Annotated in this window: 20 protein-coding genes and 1 pseudogene; 11 read left to right on the top strand and 10 right to left on the bottom strand. The window is 73.1% G+C overall.

Features of this window, described 5'->3' with window-relative positions; translation table 11 throughout:
• Positions 1-129: 129 nt before the first annotated feature.
• Positions 130-378, bottom strand: coding sequence for a hypothetical protein (locus ACFYPH_RS07500; RefSeq protein WP_387179989.1), 249 nt, complete (start codon positions 376-378; stop codon positions 130-132).
• Positions 379-553: 175 nt separating this feature from the next.
• On the opposite strand from ACFYPH_RS07500, the gene ACFYPH_RS07495 reads away from it, so the two are divergent.
• A complete protein-coding gene (locus ACFYPH_RS07495) occupies positions 554-1,771 on the top strand; it encodes a multiprotein-bridging factor 1 family protein (protein WP_387179987.1) in 1,218 nt (405 codons plus the stop codon).
• 11 nt (positions 1,772-1,782) lie between these two features.
• Positions 1,783-2,325, top strand: a complete 543-nt coding sequence (locus ACFYPH_RS07490) for a GNAT family N-acetyltransferase (protein WP_354856161.1) — start codon at positions 1,783-1,785, stop codon at positions 2,323-2,325.
• 101 nt (positions 2,326-2,426) lie between these two features.
• On the opposite strand, the gene ACFYPH_RS07485 is transcribed toward ACFYPH_RS07490, so the two are convergent.
• Both ACFYPH_RS07485 and ACFYPH_RS07480 read right to left on the bottom strand, forming a co-directional pair.
• A complete protein-coding gene (locus tag ACFYPH_RS07485; RefSeq protein WP_387179984.1) occupies positions 2,427-2,888 on the bottom strand; it encodes a hypothetical protein in 462 nt (153 codons plus the stop codon).
• A gap of 101 nt (positions 2,889-2,989) precedes the next feature.
• A complete protein-coding gene (locus ACFYPH_RS07480; protein WP_354856163.1) occupies positions 2,990-3,673 on the bottom strand; it encodes a hypothetical protein in 684 nt (227 codons plus the stop codon).
• A 59-nt stretch (positions 3,674-3,732) separates the two neighbouring features.
• On the opposite strand from ACFYPH_RS07480, the gene ACFYPH_RS07475 reads away from it, so the two are divergent.
• The gene (locus ACFYPH_RS07475; protein WP_354856164.1) at positions 3,733-5,190 is read left to right on the top strand and encodes a PLP-dependent aminotransferase family protein; all 1,458 of its coding nucleotides are present in this window, start codon (positions 3,733-3,735) and stop codon (positions 5,188-5,190) included.
• A gap of 74 nt (positions 5,191-5,264) precedes the next feature.
• On the opposite strand, the gene ACFYPH_RS07470 is transcribed toward ACFYPH_RS07475, so the two are convergent.
• The 3 genes from ACFYPH_RS07470 to ACFYPH_RS07460 form a co-directional block, all read right to left on the bottom strand.
• A complete protein-coding gene (locus ACFYPH_RS07470) occupies positions 5,265-7,091 on the bottom strand; it encodes a long-chain fatty acid--CoA ligase (protein WP_354856165.1) in 1,827 nt (608 codons plus the stop codon).
• Between the two features lie 139 nt (positions 7,092-7,230).
• Positions 7,231-8,181 (bottom strand): terpene synthase, encoded by a 951-nt coding sequence (locus ACFYPH_RS07465; protein WP_355067211.1) that lies wholly within the window; start codon positions 8,179-8,181, stop codon positions 7,231-7,233.
• A gap of 129 nt (positions 8,182-8,310) precedes the next feature.
• Positions 8,311-8,940 carry a TIGR03085 family metal-binding protein gene (locus ACFYPH_RS07460; protein WP_387179980.1) on the bottom strand — a complete coding sequence of 210 codons (630 nt, stop codon included), beginning with the start codon at positions 8,938-8,940 and terminating at the stop codon, positions 8,311-8,313.
• A 170-nt stretch (positions 8,941-9,110) separates the two neighbouring features.
• Between ACFYPH_RS07460 and ACFYPH_RS07455 the strand changes: the two genes are divergently transcribed.
• The 3 genes from ACFYPH_RS07455 to ACFYPH_RS07445 all read left to right on the top strand — a co-directional run bounded on the left by ACFYPH_RS07455 (position 9,111) and on the right by ACFYPH_RS07445 (position 13,671).
• The gene (locus ACFYPH_RS07455) at positions 9,111-10,994 is read left to right on the top strand and encodes an ABC transporter ATP-binding protein (RefSeq protein ID WP_355067209.1); all 1,884 of its coding nucleotides are present in this window, start codon (positions 9,111-9,113) and stop codon (positions 10,992-10,994) included.
• 55 nt (positions 10,995-11,049) lie between these two features.
• Positions 11,050-12,837: an ABC transporter ATP-binding protein gene (locus ACFYPH_RS07450; RefSeq protein ID WP_387179976.1), complete on the top strand. Its 1,788-nt coding sequence runs from the start codon at positions 11,050-11,052 to the stop codon at positions 12,835-12,837.
• A gap of 84 nt (positions 12,838-12,921) precedes the next feature.
• Entirely contained in the window at positions 12,922-13,671 is a 750-nt protein-coding gene (locus ACFYPH_RS07445) for a DUF2470 domain-containing protein (protein ID WP_387179973.1), read from the top strand.
• Between the two features lie 8 nt (positions 13,672-13,679).
• On the opposite strand, the gene ACFYPH_RS07440 is transcribed toward ACFYPH_RS07445, so the two are convergent.
• The 3 genes from ACFYPH_RS07440 to ACFYPH_RS07430 all read right to left on the bottom strand — a co-directional run bounded on the left by ACFYPH_RS07440 (position 13,680) and on the right by ACFYPH_RS07430 (position 15,852).
• On the bottom strand, positions 13,680-14,276 hold the full coding sequence (locus ACFYPH_RS07440) for a TetR family transcriptional regulator (protein WP_354856170.1): 597 nt from the start codon (positions 14,274-14,276) through the stop codon (positions 13,680-13,682).
• An 83-nt stretch (positions 14,277-14,359) separates the two neighbouring features.
• Entirely contained in the window at positions 14,360-15,115 is a 756-nt protein-coding gene (locus ACFYPH_RS07435) for an ABC transporter permease (protein ID WP_354856171.1), read from the bottom strand.
• Positions 15,112-15,852 carry an ABC transporter ATP-binding protein gene (locus ACFYPH_RS07430; RefSeq protein ID WP_354856172.1) on the bottom strand — a complete coding sequence of 247 codons (741 nt, stop codon included), beginning with the start codon at positions 15,850-15,852 and terminating at the stop codon, positions 15,112-15,114. The genes ACFYPH_RS07435 and ACFYPH_RS07430 overlap by 4 nt, the downstream gene beginning before the upstream one ends.
• Positions 15,853-16,044: 192 nt before the next feature.
• Here ACFYPH_RS07430 and ACFYPH_RS07425 point away from each other — a divergent pair.
• From ACFYPH_RS07425 to ACFYPH_RS07410, 4 genes and pseudogenes are all read left to right on the top strand, one after another.
• A pseudogene (locus ACFYPH_RS07425) lies at positions 16,045-16,731 on the top strand (phosphoribosyl-AMP cyclohydrolase); the annotation flags it as partial.
• A 180-nt stretch (positions 16,732-16,911) separates the two neighbouring features.
• On the top strand, positions 16,912-17,340 hold the full coding sequence (gene hisI, locus ACFYPH_RS07420) for a phosphoribosyl-AMP cyclohydrolase (RefSeq protein ID WP_355067229.1): 429 nt from the start codon (positions 16,912-16,914) through the stop codon (positions 17,338-17,340).
• Positions 17,337-18,890, top strand: a complete 1,554-nt coding sequence (locus ACFYPH_RS07415; protein WP_363939483.1) for an anthranilate synthase component I — start codon at positions 17,337-17,339, stop codon at positions 18,888-18,890. Before hisI ends, ACFYPH_RS07415 begins: the two co-directional genes overlap by 4 nt.
• A gap of 55 nt (positions 18,891-18,945) precedes the next feature.
• Positions 18,946-19,512, top strand: coding sequence for a Trp biosynthesis-associated membrane protein (locus tag ACFYPH_RS07410; protein WP_387179968.1), 567 nt, complete (start codon positions 18,946-18,948; stop codon positions 19,510-19,512).
• On the opposite strand, the gene ACFYPH_RS07405 is transcribed toward ACFYPH_RS07410, so the two are convergent.
• Positions 19,513-19,782: a hypothetical protein gene (locus tag ACFYPH_RS07405; RefSeq protein WP_387179965.1), complete on the bottom strand. Its 270-nt coding sequence runs from the start codon at positions 19,780-19,782 to the stop codon at positions 19,513-19,515. It abuts the gene before it with no gap.
• A 487-nt stretch (positions 19,783-20,269) separates the two neighbouring features.
• On the opposite strand from ACFYPH_RS07405, the gene trpC reads away from it, so the two are divergent.
• Positions 20,270-21,073 carry an indole-3-glycerol phosphate synthase TrpC gene (gene trpC / locus ACFYPH_RS07400; protein ID WP_039906616.1) on the top strand — a complete coding sequence of 268 codons (804 nt, stop codon included), beginning with the start codon at positions 20,270-20,272 and terminating at the stop codon, positions 21,071-21,073.
• The last annotated feature ends 4 nt before the right edge of the window (positions 21,074-21,077 follow it).

The following is a 21,077-nucleotide window of genomic DNA, read 5'->3' as shown; positions in this document are numbered from 1 at the left end:
GATTCGCGAACGCTCCCGCCCATACCCAGCACCGGGCGCGGGTGCCGCAGATCGGGCATCGCCCGTGTCGCTGCTCATGCTCGGCCAGAACCCGCCACCATCTGGCCAGTTGCTCCGGGCTTGGCGCACTCACCGGGCTCCATCCAGGTTCGCGCGGATCGCAGCGACCGACACCTGCGCCTCGAAGCACCACCCGCCGGCGCAGTCCGGTACGGGGCCAGCACACGTGTGCCCCCGCATCCGCACCAGTCCGCCGACCGGCTGCTGGTCCACGACCACCGTCCACACCAGTTCGTCGCGGTTGGTCGGGTTCGGGCTGATCTCCCACGCCAGCAGGTGCAGCAGGGTGCCCGCAGGCACCTGAAGGCTGTCGGTCATGCTCGGCTCCGAGGGCAAAGGGTGGACATCACCGGGAACGGCAGCCACAGTTCCCGTCGATCCCGCCGGAAGCTGCTGTGCCAGATGGGCTGACACGTCGAGCGTGGCCGATAAGCTGGGCCTACGGCAGGCGTGAGCGGTGTGCACACGCTCCTGCACACGCTGGGGGTCGGGAATGGACACCTTCGGGCAGCTACTCAGACGGCATCGCGAGAGCGCCGGGCTGTCCCTGCGGCAGCTCGGTTCGCTCATCCACTTCCAGTACAGCCACATCGCCCAGGTGGAGCGTGGTGGACGCCGTGCCACCGATGCGCTGGCCACGGCCTGCGATCGGGCCTTGGGCGCTGACGGCGCGCTCGTCGAGGCGTACCGGACCGGCCGTGCCGGCGCCACCGACATGCACAGACGCACCATGCTGCGCGCCATGACCGCCTTGGCTGCCGCCCCCGCCGTCGCGCCCCTGGCCGGGTTGGAAGCCCTCCGCCACGGCCTCGGCGACGCGGTGACGCCCGACCACGACGAGTGGGAGCAGATCGTGGCCGACTACGGCCACAGCTACTACCGGCAGGCCCGTCCCGCGCTGATGGCCCAACTGGGTGCCGACCTGACCGTGCTGCAACACCAACTCGCCGCCGACACTGGTACGCGCCGGCCTGGTCTTCTGCGAGCTGCCTCCCGCCTGTCCGTCATCGTCGCGTTGAGCCTTGTCGCGTCGGGGCAGACCGTGCTAGGTCGCCGCTGGTGGCGGACCGCCCATCGGGTTGCCGACGAATCCGGGGACACCGACACCCGGGTGTTGGTGCGGGCGTGGAATGTGGTGAACGGCTGCTACGACGGACGCCAACCGTCGGCGGTCGTCGCCCTGTCGGACGAGGCACTGCCTCTACTGGGGCGGCGGGCTACGTCGGCGGCGTGCGGGTTGCTCGCCGGCCGGTCCCAAGCCCTGTCGTTGGCCGGGCGGCATGCGGAGGCGGTGGCGACGGTGCGGCAACTCGCCGACCTTGCCCAGCAGCTACCAGCCGCGATCGTGGACGACGTGGAGTCGTTGTGGGGGTGGCCGGAGCATCGGCTTCACCACACCGAATCGTGGGTGTACACGCACGGTGGCCGTCTGGTCGACGCGGAGGCCGCGCAGGAGCGGGCCCTCGACCTGTACCCGGCGTCGCAGGCGCGGTTACGTGCGCAGGTGCAACTGCATCAGGCTGCCCGGCTGATCCGGGGCGGGCATGTTCCCGACGGGTTGCGGTACGCCGCCGACACCCTCGACGCGCTGCCGGTCGAGCTGCACAACCACATGCTGCGGTCGGTGGCCGCCCAGGTCACGGCTGCCGTACCCACAGTGGAGCGGTCGCGGCCCGCGTTCGCCGATCTCGCCGACCGGGTTCGGGCCTAGGCTCATCCGCTATGCCGGTGACGTACACCGTGCACACCGCCGAGTCGGCCGCGGCCGTGTTTCCGGCGCTGGCCCGCCTGTACGCGGTCGTCTACGCCGAGCCGCCCTACGCCGAGGGGCCGGAGCAGGTTGCCGCGTTCGCCGACGGGTTGCCCGACGAGTCGCGACGCCCAGGATTCACCCTCGTGGTCGCCGAGGAGGTGGGTGTGCTGGTGGGTGCGGCGTACGGGTGGACGATGCCCGCCGGCCGTTGGTGGATGCGCGCCGACACCAAGCCTTTCGCCGACCTCCGGACCGCCGACAAGTTCGCGGTGATGGAGTGGGTCGTGCATCCCGACCGGCGCGGTGCGGGCATCGGTGCGGAGCTCATCCGCCGGCTCCTCGACGGGCGGCCCGAACGGTGGGCGACCCTGGCGTCCAACCCGGCCGCACCCGCCCGTGCCATCTACCAGCGCGCGGGTTGGCAGCAGGTCGGCGGATCGGCGATGCCCGACGGCACACCCATGCACCTGCTCGTCCTGCCGTTGCCCGCTGCGCCGGTCCGGCGTCGCTGACCCCCGGCCCGGGTCCATCGGCGCGACGTTTCGCCCGCTTGGCAATCTTGGACAGTTTCCGTTAGCAGGTAACGGAAACTGTCCAAGATCTGCAATGGGTGTCAGTGGCCGCCGGAGTGGCCCTCGGGTGACCGGCGGGGGGTGGGGATCGACCGGACCGCGTACTCCTGCACGGCCGCCGCGTGCTCGGCCTCGTCCAGGACCCAGTCGGCGCGGCCGGGCGCGTGCCGGCGGCTCAGCACGCCCTGCACGGTGTCCACCATCGTCGCTACCCCGGCGCGCGGCCGGGTGCGCCAGAGCTGCTCACCCTCCGTGGTGATGCGGAACCAGCCGTCGGCGACGGTGACCAGACCCGCGCCGACCAGCCGCTGCACCGCGGCCTCCACCTCGTGCCGCTGCGGAATCGCCTGGTTGAGGTGATCGGCGGTGGACAGCACGTCGGTCAGGCGTACGCCCTCCGGCCGACGACTCGTCGCGGACCGTCGGTGCCGCCCGGCCCCGCTCGCGATCACCAACGACACGAAGATCCAGGCGTCGCTCCAGCGCCAACCGTTCTCCCCCATGCAGAGATGATGACGGCGAGCGCCGCGGAAGGGAACACCCACCCTCCAACGAGCCCGTTTCGACCATCGTGCGTGCCGGCCCGTGGACGGTCGGTGAGCGCTCAGGCGGCCGGGGCGGGAGCGGCGCCCGGCGGGTCGCCCGCGGTGGCGCCCGGCGGGTCGCCGGCGGTCGCGTCCAGCGCGGGCACCGCGACGAGCGGGATGAAGAACTGCGCCAGTGGGCCGATGGCCAGCGCGTACGCGATGGTGCCCACGCCGACCGTGCCGCCGAGCAGCCAGCCCAGCGCGAGCACGGTGACCTCGATGACCGTGCGCACCAGGCGGATCGAGCGCCCGGGTCGGCGGGCGACGAAGCCGGTCATCAGCCCGTCGCGTGGACCCGGACCCAACTGGGCGCCGAGGTAGAGCGCGGTGGCCGCGCCGTTGGCGACGATCCCGGTGATCAGCAGAGCGATGCGGGCGCCGAGGGGGCCGCCGGTGGGCAGCAGGGCCAGGGTGGCGTCCACCACCAGGCCGATCACCACCACGTTGCTGACCGTGCCGAGGCCGGGCCGCTGGCGCAGCGGGATCCACAGCAGCAGCACCAGGGCGCCGACGCCGATGGTGACCGTGCCGAAGGAGAGCCCGGTCCGCTCGGACAACCCCTGGTGGAAGACGTCCCACGGGTCGAGGCCCAGGTCGGAGCGGATCATCAGGGCCATGCTGACCCCGTAGAGGACGAGCCCTGCGTAGAGCTGGGTGAGCCGTCGCACCGGCCGCTGCCGCAGATTGCCAATCAGTGCCATGCATGCCACCCTAGGTGCCAATCCTCCCGGAGGAAGAGGCCAATATCCGAGGAGTGGCCATGACAGCTCAGGTGCGAGGCGTCCAATTGGCCCGGTTGCTGGGGCAGTGGCACGCCCTGCCGGGCCGTCGTCGCAGTCCCGACTACGCCGCCCTGGCCGGCGCGGTGCGCGGCCTGCTCGCCGACGCCCGGCTTCCGCTGGGCGTGCGCCTCCCGGCGGAACGCGAGCTGGCCGAGGCGCTGCGGATCAGCCGCACCACGGTCACCGCCGCGTACCGGGAGCTGCGCGAGACCGGGCATCTGGCCAGCCGCCGGGGCGCCGGCAGCTGGACGATGCTCCCCGGCAACCACCGGGTCGCCAGCACCGGGCTGTGGACCCCGCTGGACGACCGGGAGATGATCGACCTCGGCGTCGCCGCGTTGGCGGCCCCGCCGCAGCTGCTCGCCGCCGCGCGGGCCGCCGCCGAGGATCTGCCCCGCTACCTGGGCGGGGCCGGCTACCACCCGACCGGGATCGGCGAGCTGCGCGCGGCGGTGGCCGCCGGCTACACCGCGCGGGGGTTGCCCACCTCGGCCGACCAGATCATGGTCACCAGTGGCACCCAGCACGCCCTGGACCTGGTGCTGCGCCTCGCCCTGGCGCCCGGCGGGAGCGTGCTCGTCGAATCCCCGACCTACCCCAACGCGCTCGCCGCGCTGGCCAGCCGGCGGGCCCGGATCACGACACACGGGCTGTCCTCCGACGCCGGTGGCTGGGAACCCGACCTGCTGCTGGGCAGCCTGCGGCAGACCCGGCCCAAGCTGGCGTACCTGATTCCGGAGTTCCAGAACCCGACCGGGCACCTGATGCCGTCCGCGTTGCGCGAGCAGGTGGTCGCCGCCGCCCACGCCGTCGGCACCGACCTGATCGTCGACGAGTCCTTCGTGGACCTGCCGCTGGACGACACCGAGCTGCCCCCGCCCACGGCCACGTTCGACCGGCACTCCCGGGTGGTGAGCATCGGAGGAATGAGCAAGCCGTACTGGGGTGGCCTGCGCATCGGCTGGGTACGCGCCTCCGCGCCGCAGGTGCAGCGGCTGGCCGCCGTCCGGGTCGGTGTGGACATGTCCAGCCCGGTGCTCGACCAGTTGGTCGCGGTGCACCTGCTCAACGACGCGGCGGCCATCGTCGCCGCCCGCCGGGCCCAGCTCACCGCCCAGCGCGACGCGTTGCTGGCCGCGCTGGCGCACCGACTTCCGGACTGGCGGGTGACCGTGCCGCGCGGCGGCGTGACCCTCTGGGCCGAACTGGACGGCCCGGTCTCCAGCGCGCTCGCCCGCGCCGCCGAGGAGGTCGGTGTCCGGCTCGCGCCCGGCCCCCGGTTCGGTCTGGACGGCACCCTGGAACGCTTCCTGCGGCTGCCGTTCACCCTGCCGGCCGCCGACCTGGTGGAGGCCGTGGAGCGGATCGCCACGGTCCGCTACGACCTGGACCGGACCGGCCGGCAGCGATGGCGGGAGCCGTCCGTCATCGCCTGAGCCCGGCCGGCCCCCCGGTCGACGCGCCGGTGGCCCCACACCCGAGCGGGTGCGAGGCCACCGGCGGACCGTTTCTACAGCTCGGCGAGGGTGCCCGCGTACATCTTGTCGATCTCGGCGGCGAAGTTGCTCTCCACGCCACGGCGCTTGATCTTCAACGACGGGGTGATCTCGCCGTCCTCGATCGTCAGGTCGCGCGGCAGGATCGCCACCTTCTTGATCGTCTCCCAGCGGTTGAGCTTGGCGTTGAGCTGGGCGACGTACTCCTCGACCATCGCCTGCGCCTCCGGCGAGGCGACGATCTCGGCATAGTCGCGGCCCTCCAGCGGGCCGCCGGCCACCCAGCCCCGGATCGCGTCCGGGTCCAGCGTGACGAGCATCGTGCAGAAGTTGCGGGCCTGACCGACCACGACCGCCTGCGAGGTGTACGGGCAGATCGCCTTGAACATCCCCTCGATGTGCGACGGCGCGATGTACTTGCCGCCCGAGGTCTTGACCAGGTCCTTCTTGCGGTCGGTGATCCGCAGGTAGCCCTGCTCGTCCAGGCTGCCGATGTCACCGGTGCGGAAGAAGCCGTCCTCGGTGAACGCGGCAGCGGTCTCCTCCGGCAGGTTGTGGTAGCCGCGCATCACGGGCCGGCCACGGACCAGGATCTCGCCATCGGTGTCGATCCGGCACTCCAGGTCGCCCATCGCCTGCCCGACAGTGCCGATCCGCAGCCCGGAGGGCGGGTTCACGAAGTTGCCGGCGCTGGTCTCGGTGAGGCCGTAGCCCTCGGAGATCGGCAGGTTGGCGGCGGCGAAGAAGGTGGCGATCTCGGGGCTCAGCGGAGCGGCGCCGGAGACCAGCACCCGCATCCGGCCGCCCAGGCGGGCCTGGAGCTTGCTGAACACCAGCTTCTCGGCCAGCCCGTAGCGCAGCTTCAACCCGGCCGGCACCGGCTTGCCGGCCTGCTCCAGAGCGACCTTCTCCTTGCCGACCTGGACACCCCAGGCGAAGATCTTCGCCTTCGCGCCGCCGGCGCCCTGCGCGGTGGTCACCGCCCGGTTGTAGACCTTCTCGAAGACCCGGGGAGCGCCGCACATCAGGGTCGGCCGGATCACCGCGAGCAGGTCGACCAGCTTGTCCACCCGCCCGTCGACGTAGGTGGGCAGACCGACGTGGATCGCGCCGCAGAGCAACGTCTTGCCGAACGAGTGGGCCAGCGGCAGCCACAGGTACTGCAGGTCGTCGTCGCGCAGCAGCCCGACCTCGGCCTGCGCCACGGCCTCCCAGCACCAGCCGCCGTGCAGCAGCTCGACACCCTTGGGCTGGCCCGTGGTGCCGGAGGTGTAGATCAGCGTGGCCAGGTGATCCGGGCCGATGCCGGCCACCAGCATGTCGATCAGATCGGGCTCGGCGGCCAGCGCGCGGGTGCCCTGCTCCTCCAGGTCGGCCAGGGTGAGCTGGGGAACCGCGGCGTTCGGGTCCGGGGTGCCGTCGAAGAGCACCACGTGGGTCAGCGCCGGCAGGGCCGCTCCGGCGATCTTGGCGGCCTGCGTCGGGTTCTCCGCGAAGAGCACCCGCGAGGCGGAGTCAGCGATGATGAATGTCGCGTCCGCCGGCTCGGTGGTCGGGTAGACGGTGGTGGTCGCCCCGCCGGCGCACATGATGCCGAGGTCGGCGACCACCCAGTCGAGCCGGGTGTTGGCGAGGATAGCGACGGGATTCTCCTGGCCGACGCCGAGCGCGTGCAGGCCGGCGGCGACGGCCTTGGCGCGTTGGCCGACCTGCTCCCAGGTCAGCCAGTCGGGGCCCGAGTCGTCGGGGGTCGGGGACGCGAACGCGTGGCGGTCGGGGGTGGCCGCCACACGCTTGAGGAACATGTCCGGGATGGAACGGTACGGTACATCGAGAGCCATCGCTGTAGCCGCCTTCGGGGGTGGTGGCGTGACGGTCGTCACGTCATAGTGGTTACCGAAGAGTATTGCCTGGCACCGGGCATCGGCTAGTGCTGGTGATCGGCTGGCTGCCCTGGCCCGCCGGCCGACACACCCCGGATCAGGCGTAGCGGGCAGCCACGAGTGACCAGTCGTAGGTCGCCTGGACCCAGTTGCGCCGCGCGGCCAGCGGCGAACGCAACGCCTCGACACCGCTGGCCAGCAGCCTCTCCTCCGCCGCCAGGTACGCCGCCAACCCCCGGTTGAAACGGTCGGCGGCCGCCCATAACGCGTCCGCCTCGGCCAGGCCGCCCTCCTGGGCGATGACCGTCACCAGGTTGTGCGCGTCCGGGTCGGCCCGGCTCTCCTTGCCGTACGAGAAGAGGTCGTTGCACCAGCAGACCAGGTCCACCGCCAGCAGGTCCAGGGCGGCCAGCGCCGGTTCGGCACGCCGGGTCGGGCCGGGTGGCTGTTCCGACGCCAGGTCGGTCAGGGTGAGACAGGGGTGCACGCCGCCGATGTGCCGACGCAGTTGGACGTACTCCGTCAACCCCGGCACCCGCCGGCGTTCCCGGTTGGCGGCCTCCCAGAGCAGCGCCAGCAGATACTGGCGCACCTGGCTGACGAACCGCAGCAGCATCGGCGCCCGACCCTCGGCCCGGGTCCGGCGGCACAGATCATGCAGCGCGGCACCCAGCGGGCCGGCGTTTGGCGGCAGTGGCGCGAGCGGGTCGCCGCACCGGTCCAGCACGTCGAGCAGCGCGGCGATGACCGGCGCCAGCCGGCCCGGGTCGGCCCCGAGGCCGTCCTCGTCGCAGGCGTCGTCCATGACGAAGAGCCAGGAGATCAGGTCGGTGAGGAGCCGCAGCCCCTGCGCCGGCCCTTCCGGGCAGGCCCGGCCGGCCAGGCCGGCGGCGTCCGCCAGTTGTAGTCGATGAACCTGATGACCGGAATTGACCAAACCGAGAGCGCGCGCCCACTCGACGCTCTCGCTGGCCACCCGATCCGTGGACTTGTGGCGCCCCGCCGCGAAGGAGGGTTCCCGTAGCGCCGAGATCGCGAAGCTCCGCATCGTGTGCCCCCACATAGTGCCGCCCCGGCGCGGAACGGCGCGGTGAAGCGTACGGGAGGAGGTATCGGCGCGCATCGCTAGGACTGCGGCAGTTGTCCAGCGCCTAGGTGACCGATTAGGCGCAGAAAGTCACATGCCCAGGCTGGCGTTGCGGAGCTGCCGCGCGGACGTCGCCGAACCGTCCAGTTGAACCCGGGCCACCCGCTGCCGACCGGAGAGGAACAGAGCCAACTCGGCCGGCGCGCCCACCAGCCGCAGCCGCTCGCCACCACGGCCGACGGAGATTTCGCCGTGACCGGGCGCCTGCACGTAGAGGTCCGCCGGGAAGCGGCGCAGCGTCAGCCGGGCGAGCGGGGCGACCCGCTTCCACAGGGTGGCCTGCAAACCGCGGGACAGCTCGCGCGGCTGCCACCCCGGGACGGCCCGCCGCACGTCCTCGTGGTGGATGAAGAACTCCACCGTGTTGACCAGCTCGTCGGTCAGCGGGTTGCTGATCGGGCTCCACACCGGCGGCCGGCGCACCTGCGCCACCAGCTCAGGGTAGGGCCCGGCGGCGAGCCGTCGGCGGACCCGCTCGGCGTGCCCCCGCAGCGGCGCCAGCAGGATCCCGCCGGCCGCGTCCGGACGGCGCTCGCGCGACACCAGGTGCGCGGCGAGGTCACGGGTCGCCCAGCCCTCGTTGATCGTCGGCGCGTCGGGCCCGAGGGCCAGGAAAAGATCGGCCAGCGCCTCGCGCTCGGCTCGGGCGTACCGCGACATGGCCCGATCGTAGGCCCGCGGACGCGCCACCGCGCGCCGGCGGACGCCCGGCCGCACCCAGAGCCCGTACGTCCGGTACGTGACGGTCGACATATCCCGTCCGGGTCGGCGGTGCCGGCTCGCAGCGGTAAGGATGAGGGAGATAATTGTGGCTTACGGCGGGGGAGAGCGTGGCGAGCAGGACAAGTCGGGACGTGCTCGGCAGGGGGCTGGGGGTTCTGCGGCAGGCGATCCGGGAGCAGCCGCGGATCTTCGCGGTTGCCGTGATCGGCAGTGTGCTGTTCGGCTCGATGGTCATCGTCAGCGCGTACGTGGTGGGCGCGGTGGTCGGTGATGTGGTGGTGCCGGCCATCGCGCGGGGCGAGGTGGGCGTCGGCACCCTGGCGCTGGCGGCGGTCGCCCTGTTCGGGATCAGCGTGCTGCGGGTGGTGGGCATCTTCGGCCGCCGGCTCGGCGCGGGCTACATGCAGTACCGGCTCCAGGCCGCCTACCGCCGCCGGGTCACCCGCCGCTACCTGGACCTGCCGCTGTCGTGGCACCACCGCAACGCCACCGGCACGCTGCTCTCCAACGCCAACTCCGACGTGGAGGCGGCCTGGTATCCGATCGCTCCGCTGCCCTTCGCGGTGGGCACGCTGGTGATGCTGGTCGGCGCGATCGTCTCGCTGTTCGCCACCGACTGGGCCCTCGCCCTGGTCGGCCTCGCGGTCTTTCCCGCGCTGTTCGCGCTCAACGTGGTCTACTCGCGCCGGATGGCGCCCCGGCAGGCCCGGGCGCAGCGGTTGCGCGCCGAGGTCAGTGGCATCGCGCACGAGAGCTTCGACGGCGCGTTGGTGGTCAAGACGATGGGCCGCGAGGCGCAGGAGACGGCCCGGTTCGCCGGTCGCGCCGGCGAACTGCGCGACGCGTTGATCGCGGTCGGCCGGCTGCGGGGCGTCTTCGACCCGCTGCTGGAGACGCTGCCCAGCCTCGGCACCCTCGCGGTGCTGGTGGTCGGGGCGTTCCGCCTGCGCGAGGGCGCGATCAGCGTCACCGAGCTGGTCAGCGTCGCGTTCCTCTTCACCGTGCTGGCCTTCCCGGTGCGGGCCATCGGCTGGGTGCTGGCCGAGCTGCCGCGCAGCGTCGCCGGCTGGGACCGGGTGCGCCGGGTGCTCGACGCCACCGGCGAGATGCCGTACGGGCAGCACGTGCTCGACCCGGCCACCCCGGGGCCGGCCACGCTCACGTTCACCGACGTGCACTTCTCCTACCCGCCGGCCGAGGCGCACCAGCCCGGCGCGCAGGTGCTCGGCGAGGTCGGCTTCACCGTGCCGGCCGGCCGCACGGTCGCGCTGGTCGGGCCGACCGGCGCCGGCAAGTCCACCATCGCCTCGCTGGCCGTACGCCTGGTCGACCCGGACTCCGGCGTCGTCGAGCTGGACGGCGTGAATGTGCGCGACCTGACCGCCGCGTCGCTGGCCGGCACGGTCGCGCTGGTCGCGCAGGTGCCGTTCGTCTTCGACGACACCGTGCGGGCCAACGTCGCCCTGGACCGGGCGGGCATCGACGACGAGGACGTCTGGGCGGCGCTGCGCCTGGCCGAGGCGGACGGGTTCGTCGCCGCGCTGCCGGAGGGCCTGGACACGATGGTCGGCGAGCGGGGCACCTCGCTCTCCGGCGGCCAGCGGCAGCGGCTCACGCTGGCCCGCGCGCTGGCCGGGCGGCCACGCCTGCTGGTGCTCGACGACGCGACGAGCGCCGTGGATCCCCGTGTGGAGGCGGCCATCCTCGCCGGTCTGCGGGCGTCGGCGGGCGAGCCGGGAGTGCCGGCCGCGTCGATCCTGGTGGTGGCGTACCGCCGGGCGACCATCGCCCTCGCCGACGAGGTCGTCTACGTGGAGCAGGGCCGGGTGGTCGCCCGGGGCACGCACACCGAGCTGCTGGCCACCGTCGGAGGGTACGTGGACCTGGTCACCGCGTATGAGCAGGCGGAGGTCGACCGCGCGCAGGAGCGCGCGTACGACGACGAGGTGGCGCAGCTGCCGTCGGGCCTGGAGATCGAGGTGGACCGGTGAGCGCGAGGAGTGCAGCGCAGCGGAGCCCCGCAGTCGCGAACGAAAGGCAAGACCGGTGAGTACGACGGTGACGAATGACGAGCGGGACGCGCGGACGGAGACGACCTGGCAGACCCTGCGGCGGGGGTTGGCGCTCTCCCCGGAGCTGCGGACCGGCCTGGCCGCCACGCTGGGCCTGGCCCTTGTCTACATGGTGGGCCGGGTGGCCGTTCCGGTCGCGGTGCAGCAGGGCATCGACCGCGGCATCGTCGGTGGTCTGGACCTCGACGTCGTCTGGTCGGTGGTGGCGGTCACCGCGGCGATCCTCGTGGTCACCACGGCCTGCGGCTACCTGATGATGCGCCGGCTGTTCACGGTCAGCGAGACGGCGTTGGCGAACGTGCGGACGCGGGCGTTCCGGCACGTGCACGACCTGTCGATGTTGCACCAGCAGTCGGAGCGGCGTGGGTCGCTGGTCTCGCGGGTGACCAGCGACGTCGACCAGATCACCCAGTTCCTCCAGTGGGGTGGGGTGATCCTGCTGGTCAACCTGGGTCAGCTGGTGGTGACGACGGCCGTCATGCTGGCGTACTCCTGGCAGCTGACCCTGGTGGTGCTGGTGGCGTTCCTGCCGGCGGTGCTCGTCATCCGACAGTTGCAGCGTCGCCTCGGCGCGGCGTACGCGACGGTGCGTCAGCGCACCGGCACGCTGCTGGGCGCGGTCGGCGAGAGCGTCGTGGGCGCGCCGGTGATCCGGGCGTACGGCATCGCGGGGCGCACGGCCCGGCGGTTGGACGACGCCATCGACAATCAGCGCCTGGCGCAGCAGCGGGCGATCCGGATCAGCATCGTGGGCAGTTCGGTCGGCGAGCTCGCGGCCGGGTTGGCGCTGGCGGGCGTGGTGGTGCTCGGGGTGACGTTGGGAGTGGACGGCACGCTGTCGATCGGCCAGCTGACCGCCTTCCTCTTCCTGGTGACGCTGTTCATCCAGCCGGTGCAGATCGCCACCGAGGTGCTCAACGAGGCGCAGAACGCGATCGCGGGCTGGCGGCGGGTGCTGGACGTACTCGACGTGGCCCCGGACGTGGCGGACCCGGGGGAGCAGGGACGGGACCTGCCGGCTGGTCCGTTGGACATCCGGTTCGCCGGGGTGCGGTTCGCCTATCCGGGTGGCCCGCCGGTGCTGCACGACATCGATCTGGAGATCCCGGCGAAGAGCCGGGTGGCGGTGGTCGGCGAGACGGGCAGCGGCAAGACGACCTTCGCGAAGCTGCTCACCCGCCTGATGGACCCGTCGGCGGGAGCGGTGCTGCTGTCCGGGGTGCCGCTGGCGCAGGTGCGGTTCGACTCGCTGCGCTCCCGGGTGGTGATGGTGCCGCAGGACGGGTTCCTCTTCGACGCGACGGTGGGGGACAACGTCCGGTTCGCCCGGCCGGAGCTGACCGACGAGCAGCTCGGCGCCGCGTTCACGGAGTTGGGCCTGGCGGACTGGTTGGACGGTCTGCCCGCCGGCCTGGACACGCCCGTCGGGGAGCGTGGCGAGGCGTTGAGCGTCGGGGAGCGGCAGCTTGTCGCGCTGGCCCGGGCGTACGTGGCCGATCCGGACCTGCTGGTGCTGGACGAGGCGACCAGCGCGGTGGACCCGGCTACCGAGGTGCGGCTGCAACGCACCCTGGACGCCGTCACGCGGGGTCGCACGACGCTCGCCATCGCGCACCGGCTCTCCACCGCGCAGGCTGCCGACGAGGTGATCGTGGTGGACCGGGGTCGCATCGTGCAGCGCGGCCCGCACGATGAGCTGGTGCACGATGCCGACTCGGTCTACGGCCTGCTGTACGCCTCCTGGTTGGAGCAGACCCGGTAACGAAGTGCCAGGCTGCTGGACGCCGTGGAACGGGTGCTCTACGCTCCGGGTTAGGTAAGCCTAACCTCTTAAGGAGGTCGCGCCATGCGGCCCAGCCCCGCCGAGATCGTTCGTACCCTCGTCGCCGGTCGGCTGCCCGGTCTCGTCCACCTGGCCCGCCGGCCGGGCCCGCACCACGCCCGGCACGTGACCGATCCCGACGGCCGGGTGCTGCTGCTGGTGCCGGTGGCCAGCCACCTGGGCGCCGCGCTGCGGCCGGTGGCCGGTGGCGCCGACGTCGCAGTGGTTCTGGACGTCCTCGACCTGCCGCCCGCGGCCGGCGCTCCCGGGCTCGGGCGGGCCTGGGTTTCCGGCTGGGCCGCCGAACTGCACGACGAGGAGGCACGCCGAGCGGCGCTCGACTTCGCCGCGGTCGAGCCGACCGGCGACCTGCTCGACGTGGGCGTCCGGTTCCGGCTGTTCCGCTTCGAGGTGGCCGAGGTGCGCTGGGAGCGGGCCGGCGTCGTGCACCGGATCGACCCGGGGGAGTACGCCGAGGCCGAGCCGGACCCGGTGCACCCGTTCGAGGCGCTGCTGCTGGCCGACCTCGCCGAGCGCGACGCCGACCAGGTGACCGACTACCTGCGCCGGCAGCTCGGGTTGACCGAGCAGACCCCGGACGGGCCGCCGCGCGTGGTGCGCATCGACCGTTACGGCCTGGTGGTCGCCCTCGGGCGCCCCGGCGCGCGGCGGCGCGTCCGGCTGGCGTTCCCGTGCCCGCTGGCCGAGCCCGACGAGCTGAGCCGCCTCCTGCCGCCGCTGCGTCGCCCGGCCAACGCCCGCCCGCCCCGCTAAATGGCGGTCTAGGTCGGCAACTGCCCGGTGAGGTAGCGCTGAATGGTCGGGCCGATCATGGCGACCAGCGTCTCCCGGTCCGCCGAGGCGACCGGCTCCAGCCGTACCACGTGCCGCATCATGGCCAGCCCGATCAGCTGGGTGGCGACCAGCGAACCGCGCAACGGCAGCTGGGCCGGATCGACGTCGAGCTGGTCGAGGACCCGACGCAGCACCTGCGTGGTGATGAACTCGCGCAGCAGGCGGGCCGTCCACTCGTTGCTCACAGCGGAACGCATCAGCGCCACACCCGCACTGCCGGCCGGGGAGTCCCAGATGCCGAGGAACGCCCGCACCAGTCGCTCGCCGATGCCGTTCCGGTCGCCGGCGAGCACCGTCGGTAGCACCTCGCCGGGATCGACCGGGAACTGCATCGCGGCCAGGAAGAGCTGGTCCTTGCTGCCGAAGTAGTGGTGCACCAGCGCCGGGTCCACCCCGGCGGTGGCGGCGATGCCGCGGATCGAGGCGGCGTCGAAGCCGCGCTCGGCGAACGCCGCCCGCGCCGCGTCGAGGATCGCCTCCCGGGTGTCCGGGTTGCCGGGTCGCCGGCCGGTCCGCCGCGTCATCGCCGCCCTTCGTTCGTCCGCTGACGCCGCCGGTCGCCCGACGGCTGGCGGCAACCCGCGGGGCGCGGGTCGCCGCCGGTCGGTCAGCCGGTGCGCCGGCGCAGGGTCGCCGCCGCGAGCACCAGCGCCAGCACCACCGCGCCGAGCACCACGCCCACGTCCCGCCACATCGTGCCGGTCGGCTCGGCGTTGGCGCCGACCTCCTGCAACGCCTCGATGGCGTACGACAGGGGGAAGGCGTCACTGAGCGCCTGGAGCCAGCCGGCCATCTGGTCGCGGGCCACGAACAGCCCACAGAGCAGCAGTTGGGGGACCACCACGACCGGCAGAAACTGTACTGCCTGGAACTCGGTGCGGGCGAAGGCGCTGCACAGCAGGCCGAGGGCGACGCCGAGCACCGCGTCGAGCACCGCGATCCCGATCACCAGACCGCTGCTTCCGACGGTCCGGAGATCGAAGATCCAGTACGCCACACCGGCGGCGACCGCGGCCTGTACGGCGGCGGCCAGCCCGAACGCGATGCCGTACCCGAAGAGCAGGTCGAGCTTGCCCAGCGGGGTGGTGAGCAGCCGTTCCAGGGTGCCGGAGGTGCGTTCCCGCAGCATCGCGATGCTGGTGACGAGGAACATGATCACGAAGGGGAAGATGCCCAGCATCACCAGGGCGATCCGGTCGAACGTCGACGGCTGCCCCGGCGGGGTCGGCTGGTCGACGTACATGAAGTAGACCAGGGTGAGCAGGACGGCCGGCACCAGCACGAGCAGCGCGATGGTGCGCCGGTCGTGCCGGAGCTGACGCAGGATGCGGCCGGTGGTGGCCGCCAGGATCCGCGGGTTCACGATGCCTCCCGTCCGGCCGGCGCGTCCGTGGCGCCGGCCTTGATCAGTCGCAGGAACGCCTCGTCGAGGTCGTCCACGCCGGCGGCGGCGCGGATCGCGGCCGGGCTGTCGTCGGCGATCAGCCGCCCCTGGCGGATCAGCAGCAGCCGGTCGCAGCGGGCCGCCTCGTCCATCACGTGACTGGACACCAGCAGGGTGGTGCCGGCGGCGGCCATGGCGTGGAACCGGGCCCACAGGTCGGCCCGCAGCACCGGGTCCTGACCGACGGTCGGCTCGTCGAGGATGACCAGCTCCGGGTCGCCGACCAGGGCGCAGGCCAGCGAGGCGCGGCTGCGCTGACCACCGGAGAGGGTGGCGACCAGTTGACCGGCCGCCTCGGCCAGACCGACCGCGCTGACCGCCTCGTCGGCCTCGGCACGACCACGGCCGTACAGGGCCGCGAAGTACCGGGCGTTCTCCCGGACGGTCAGGTCGGCGTAGACGCTCGGCGCCTGGGTGAGGTAGCCCACCCGGTTGCGCAGCTCCGGGGCGCCCGCCGGCTGGCCCAGCACGGTGACCGTCCCCGCGCTGACCAGCTGCACGCCGACCACCGCCCTCATGAACGTGGTCTTGCCGCTGCCGCTGGGGCCCAGCAGGCCGGTGACGGCGCCGCGCGGAACGGCGCAGCTGATGCCGTCCAGCACCCGCCGTCCGCCCCGGTCGACCACCAGGTCGCGGACGGTTATCGCGTCGTCCATCACGCACCTCCGAGAAACTCATCGTCTGTTGAACTCAACGCTAGATGAGATAACTCCGTCCGCGCAACAGCCCGCTTCCCCGACACCGCCCGCCGTCGCGCCCAGCATCACAACGGGCAGTAGGCTTCGGACCGGACAGCAGGTCCGGCAACGGGCATTGCGTACTGATCGGGCGTACGGCACGATGACGCCGTGGGTCACGCTCCGTTACCGCACAGCGGATTTCTTGAGGACTGGGCCGCGCGGTTGCGGGACGCCGCTGAGCGGCCGGTCGTCGGCATCCTGCTGCGCGGCAGTCACGCCCGACGGGCCGCCACCGCGCACAGCGACGTCGACCTCGACGTGCTGGTCGGCGGCTCCCCGTATGCCGCCCGCCGCGCGTACCTGGCCGAGACCGCCGGCCGGGTCACCCACGTCTCGGTGGCCGCCCGCGACGTCCGCTCCTGGGTGCACCGGCTCGGCGAACCGGCCGACTGGGCGTTCGGGCTGCCGGTCACCGCGCCGGCCCGGCTGCTCTGGGCCGACCCGCACTGGCGGCCCCGGATCGACCTGCCGGTGCTCTGCCAGCCCGCCGGGCCACCCCGGCTGGAGGAGCTGATCGCCATGCTCGGCAAGGCCGCCGCCGCCCGGGCCGCCGCCGACCGCCTCGGGGTCCGGCTCGCCGTGGCGGACCTCGCCCGGCTCTGCCCGTCGGTGCTGCGCCCGGCGAATCCGTCGGTACGGGTGTCCTCCCGGCGGGCGGCGTTCGCGGCGGCCCTGGAGCTGCCGGTCGCCCCCGCCGGCTACCGCGACGACATGCTGCTCTGCCTCGGGCTGCGTCCGGGCGGCACCGGGCAGCTCTGGGCCGCCGCCGTACGGCTGGTCGCCGGGATCCTGCCGTTGATCCGCCCGTACGCCGGGGAGATCGCCGACACGGCCGGCGCCGACCTGGCCGACGCCCTGGTCGACGGCCGGCTGGACCGCTACGTGGCCCAGCTCGCCCGGCCCGGGGGCCACCCGCCGAACCCTCGGCGGGAGTCGTCGCCGGTGCCCGCGCCGCGTGCAGGACAATGGGTAACTGTGCCCGTACCTGACGCGCCGGTGACCGGCGTCCCCAGCGATCCGAGCGGCCCGGCGGCGTCGACGCCGGCCCGTCCGACCCGGCTCGACCCGGCCATCGCGGCCCGGCTGCGCCGCACCGCCGACGGTCTGGTCGCCGCCGTGGTGCGCGCCCACGACTCCGGCGAGGTGCTGATGGTCGCCTGGATGGACGACGAGGCGCTGCACCGCACCCTCACCACCGGCCGGGCCACCTACTGGTCGCGCAGCCGCCGGGAGTACTGGGTCAAGGGCGCCACCTCCGGCCACCACCAGTACGTGCGCTCCGTCGCGCTGGACTGCGACGGCGACGCGCTGCTGGTCAGCGTCGACCAGGTCGGCGCGGCCTGCCACACCGGGCACCGGACCTGCTTCTTCACCGAGCTGCCGGTGACGGGGGCCGGCACATGACCGACGGCGCGGTGAGCCCCGACCTGGCCACCTTCACCGACGTGGCTGCCCGCTGGCGCGTGGTGCCGGTCACCCGACGCCTGCTGGCCGACGCCGAGACCCCGGTGGGTGTCTACCGCAAGCTCGCCGGCGGGCCCGGCACGTTCCTGCTCGAGTCGGCCGAGCAGGGCGTCGGCTCGGCGGGCATGGCCTGGTCGCGGTACTCGTTCATCGGCGTGCGCAGCAGCGCCACCCTCATCGAGCGGGACGGGGTGGCGACCTGGCTCGGCCAGCCGCCCGCCGGGCTGCCCACCGACGGCGACCCGGTGCGGGTGCTGCGGGACACCGTCGCGGCGCTCGCCGGCCCGCTCGGGGACCCGTCCGACGGTCTGCCCCCGCTGACCGGGGGCATGGTCGGCTACCTCGGCTACGACCTCGTCCGCCGCTTCGAGCGGCTGCCCGAGCTGACCGAGAACGACCTGGGCGTGCCCGAGCTGGGCATGATGCTCGCCACCGACCTGGTGGTCCTCGACCACTACGACGGCTCGGCGATCCTGGTCGCCAACGCGGTGCTGCCGCCGCTGGACACCCCGGGCCGCGACGCGCAGGTCACCGCCGCGTACCACCACGCGGTGGGCCGCCTCGACGCGATGACCACGGCGCTGTCCCGACCCATCCCACCGATGATCTCCACGGTCGAGCGTCCACCGGCCGACGAGGTTCTCTGTCGTACGCCCGAGGGTGGCTACCTGAAGGCGGTGGAGGCCGCCAAGGAGGCGATCCGGGCGGGCGAGTGCTTCCAGATCGTGCTGTCCCAGCGCTTCGAGCGGGCGACGCACGCCGATCCGCTGGACGTCTACCGGGTGCTGCGCACCAGCAACCCCAGCCCGTACATGTACCTGCTGCGCTTCGACGGGTTCGACATCGTCGGCTCGTCGCCGGAGGCGCACCTGAAGGTCACCGCCGGTGCGGACGGGCGGCGCCGGGCGCTGCTGCATCCGATCGCGGGCACCCGGCCACGCGGTGCCACCGCGACGGCGGACGCCGGGCTCGCCGCCGAGCTGCTCGCCGACCCCAAGGAGCGTGCCGAGCACGTGATGCTCGTCGACCTGGGCCGCAACGACCTGGGCCGGGTCTGCGAGCCGGGCAGCGTCCAGGTGCCCGAGTTCGCGACCATCGAGCGGTACAGCCACGTGATGCACATCGTCTCCACCGTGACCGGCACTCTGCGTGACGACTGTTCCGCGTTCGACGCGCTCGCCGCGACCTTCCCGGCCGGGACGCTCTCCGGGGCGCCCAAGGTGCGGGCCATGGAGATCATCGAGGAGTTGGAGCCGGTCCGCCGCGGTCTCTACGGCGGCACGGTCGGCTACTTCGGCTTCGGTGGTGACCTGGACATGGCGATCGCCATCCGGACCGCGCTGATCCGTGCCGGCCGCGCCTACGTGCAGGCCGGCGCGGGGGTGGTCGCCGACTCGGATCCGGCCGCCGAGGAGCAGGAGACCCGCGACAAGGCTGCCGCCGTGCTGGCCGCGATCGCCGCGGCGGAAACGCTGAGGGCGGCCCGGTGAGCGCGAGGAGTGCAGCGCAGCGGAGCCCCGCAGTCGCGAACGAAAGGTTGGTCCGGTGAGCGCGGGGGGTCGGCGTCAGTTGACGTACGCCATGCTGCTCTGCCTGGCGGGCGCGGGCCTGGCGCTGTGGGCGGCGACCCGGGGCTGGTCGGTCGAGCTGACCGCGCGGCCGGCGCCGCTGCCGCCGGTTCGCGAGGCCCGCAGCGGGGCCGCCCTGCTGCCGTGGCTGCCGGCGCTGGCGCTGGTCACGCTGGCCGGCGGTGGCGCGGTGCTGGCCACCCGGGGTTGGGTGCGGCGGCTGCTGGGCGTGCTGCTGGGCGTTCTGGGCCTGGCGGTGGCGGCCGGTGGTGGTTACGGGTTGGTCGCCGATCTCGACGGCGTGGTGAGCCGGCAGTGGCCGGCGCTGTGCCTGCTCGGCGGTCTGCTCGCCGCCGTGGGCGGCGGGTGGACGGCGCTGCGGGGCGACGTGTGGCCGGCGATGGGCGCCCGGTACGAGCGGCCGACGCGGACCGTCACGGAGAGTGCGCCCACGACGGTCGCCCCACCGGGCCGGATGGCCGGGCGGCGGACCACCGAGGCGTGGGACGCGTTGGACCGGGGCGAGGACCCGACGGCCGGCTGATCAGCCGACCGGCTGACGCTCCCGCTGCGCGCGGGCGGAGACGGCGCGGGCGGCGGTCAGTTCGGCCACCAGGCGGTCCAGTTCGGCGCGTCGGTCGGCGCGGGCCCGGTCGGCGCAGACCGCCTCCCAGGCGTTGCCGCGTGCCGTGCGCATCCGGCCCTCGCCGACGACGGCCCGCTCCAGGGTGTGCACCACGCCGACGGCGAGTGACGCCACGGTCCGGGAGATGGTGGTCAGTCCGATGCTCGGGTTCGACTCGGCAATGCTCATTGGTCACCCCGCACGAGGAGTTGGCGACGGTCGGGCAGGCGCGTCATCGAGTCTGCCCGAGGACGATGCTGGCCGGCTGACGTTTCGCCGGGGTGACCGCCCGGTCAACTGTCCCGCCAGGCCCGCGATCTGGCACCGGCCGTTCGGCCTTGAGCTTGCTCACAGCATCGACCGGTGTCGTTGTCGTCGGGCGGCGAGCCGGAAGCGGTGGCATGATCGATGGGTCGGCCCGGTTCGACCGGGGCCGCCGGGCCCCCGTCGTATGACGGCGGTCGATACCGGAGGTGGCGCTGCGTGACATCCCGTTCACGGCAAGTCGGCCATTATGCCGCAGCCCTTTTCGTGAGCAGCGCCATACCCCCGGCTCCCGGCGTCGGTCGGCTGCCCCTAGCATCGGCCCATGACACCCGGAGAGGGGAGTCCGTTGGTGACTGCTGAGCATGCGCACGCGGAGGGGGACGAGGCCGGTCAGGCAGCGTCCGTAAGCGTGCTCGACGAGATCCTGGCTGGCGTGCGCGAGGACGTCGCCCGACGCCAGGAACAGGTTCCGTTGGAACGGATCCGTGAGCTGGCCGCGGCGGCGCCGCCGCCGCTGGACGCCTACGCTGCGTTGCGTAAGCCCGGCGTGGCGGTCATCGCCGAGGTCAAGCGCTCCTCGCCGTCGAAGGGCCGGCTGGCCGAGATCGCCGATCCGGCCGATCTCGCCGTCGACTACGCGGCGGGCGGGGCGCGGGCGATCAGCGTGCTGACCGAGGGGCGCTGGTTCGGTGGGTCGCTGGACGACCTGGCCGCCGTCCGGGCCGCGGTCACCGTGCCCGTGCTGCGCAAGGACTTCGTGGTCTCCAGCTACCAGGTGCACGAGGCGCGCGCGCACGGCGCCGACCTGGTCCTGCTGATCGTGGCCGCCCTTGAGCAGAACGTGCTGATGGGCCTGCTGGAGCGGATCGAGTCGCTGGGCATGACCGCGCTGGTCGAGGTCCACGACGAGGAGGAGGCCGACCGCGCCCTGGAGGCCGGTGCCCAGGTGATCGGGGTCAACGCCCGTGACCTGCGTACCCTTCAGGTGGATCGGTCGGTGTTCGAGCGGATCGCGCCGGGCCTGCCGAGTAGCGTCGTCAAGATCGCCGAGTCCGGCGTCCGCGGACCGCACGACCTGATCCGGTACGCCTCCGCGGGCGCGGACGCGGTTCTCGTCGGCGAGGGCCTGGTCACCCAGAAGAGCCCACGCGAGGCGGTGGCCGAACTGGTCAACGCCGGCAACCACCCGGCGACGCCCCGGCCGGTGCGCTGACCCG

Source organism: Micromonospora sp. NPDC005252, from assembly GCF_042872475.1.
GTDB lineage: Bacteria > Actinomycetota > Actinomycetes > Mycobacteriales > Micromonosporaceae > Micromonospora.
This window is presented reverse-complemented; position numbering and strand designations above follow the sequence as displayed.

Coding starts and splice junctions, on each gene's coding strand:
- ACFYPH_RS07485 (WP_387179984.1), bottom strand. CDS start 2,888: ATGGGGGAGAACGGTTGGCGCTGGAGCGACGCCTGGATCTTCGTGTCG.
- ACFYPH_RS07470 (WP_354856165.1), bottom strand. CDS start 7,091: ATGGCTCTCGATGTACCGTACCGTTCCATCCCGGACATGTTCCTCAAG.
- ACFYPH_RS07415 (WP_363939483.1), top strand. CDS start 17,337: ATGACCGACGGCGCGGTGAGCCCCGACCTGGCCACCTTCACCGACGTG.
- ACFYPH_RS07460 (WP_387179980.1), bottom strand. CDS start 8,940: ATGTCGCGGTACGCCCGAGCCGAGCGCGAGGCGCTGGCCGATCTTTTC.
- ACFYPH_RS07480 (WP_354856163.1), bottom strand. CDS start 3,673: ATGGCACTGATTGGCAATCTGCGGCAGCGGCCGGTGCGACGGCTCACC.
- ACFYPH_RS07490 (WP_354856161.1), top strand. CDS start 1,783: ATGCCGGTGACGTACACCGTGCACACCGCCGAGTCGGCCGCGGCCGTG.
- ACFYPH_RS07475 (WP_354856164.1), top strand. CDS start 3,733: ATGACAGCTCAGGTGCGAGGCGTCCAATTGGCCCGGTTGCTGGGGCAG.
- ACFYPH_RS07405 (WP_387179965.1), bottom strand. CDS start 19,782: ATGAGCATTGCCGAGTCGAACCCGAGCATCGGACTGACCACCATCTCC.
- ACFYPH_RS07430 (WP_354856172.1), bottom strand. CDS start 15,852: ATGGACGACGCGATAACCGTCCGCGACCTGGTGGTCGACCGGGGCGGA.
- ACFYPH_RS07445 (WP_387179973.1), top strand. CDS start 12,922: ATGCGGCCCAGCCCCGCCGAGATCGTTCGTACCCTCGTCGCCGGTCGG.
- ACFYPH_RS07465 (WP_355067211.1), bottom strand. CDS start 8,181: ATGCGGAGCTTCGCGATCTCGGCGCTACGGGAACCCTCCTTCGCGGCG.
- ACFYPH_RS07440 (WP_354856170.1), bottom strand. CDS start 14,276: ATGACGCGGCGGACCGGCCGGCGACCCGGCAACCCGGACACCCGGGAG.
- ACFYPH_RS07500 (WP_387179989.1), bottom strand. CDS start 378: ATGACCGACAGCCTTCAGGTGCCTGCGGGCACCCTGCTGCACCTGCTG.
- ACFYPH_RS07495 (WP_387179987.1), top strand. CDS start 554: ATGGACACCTTCGGGCAGCTACTCAGACGGCATCGCGAGAGCGCCGGG.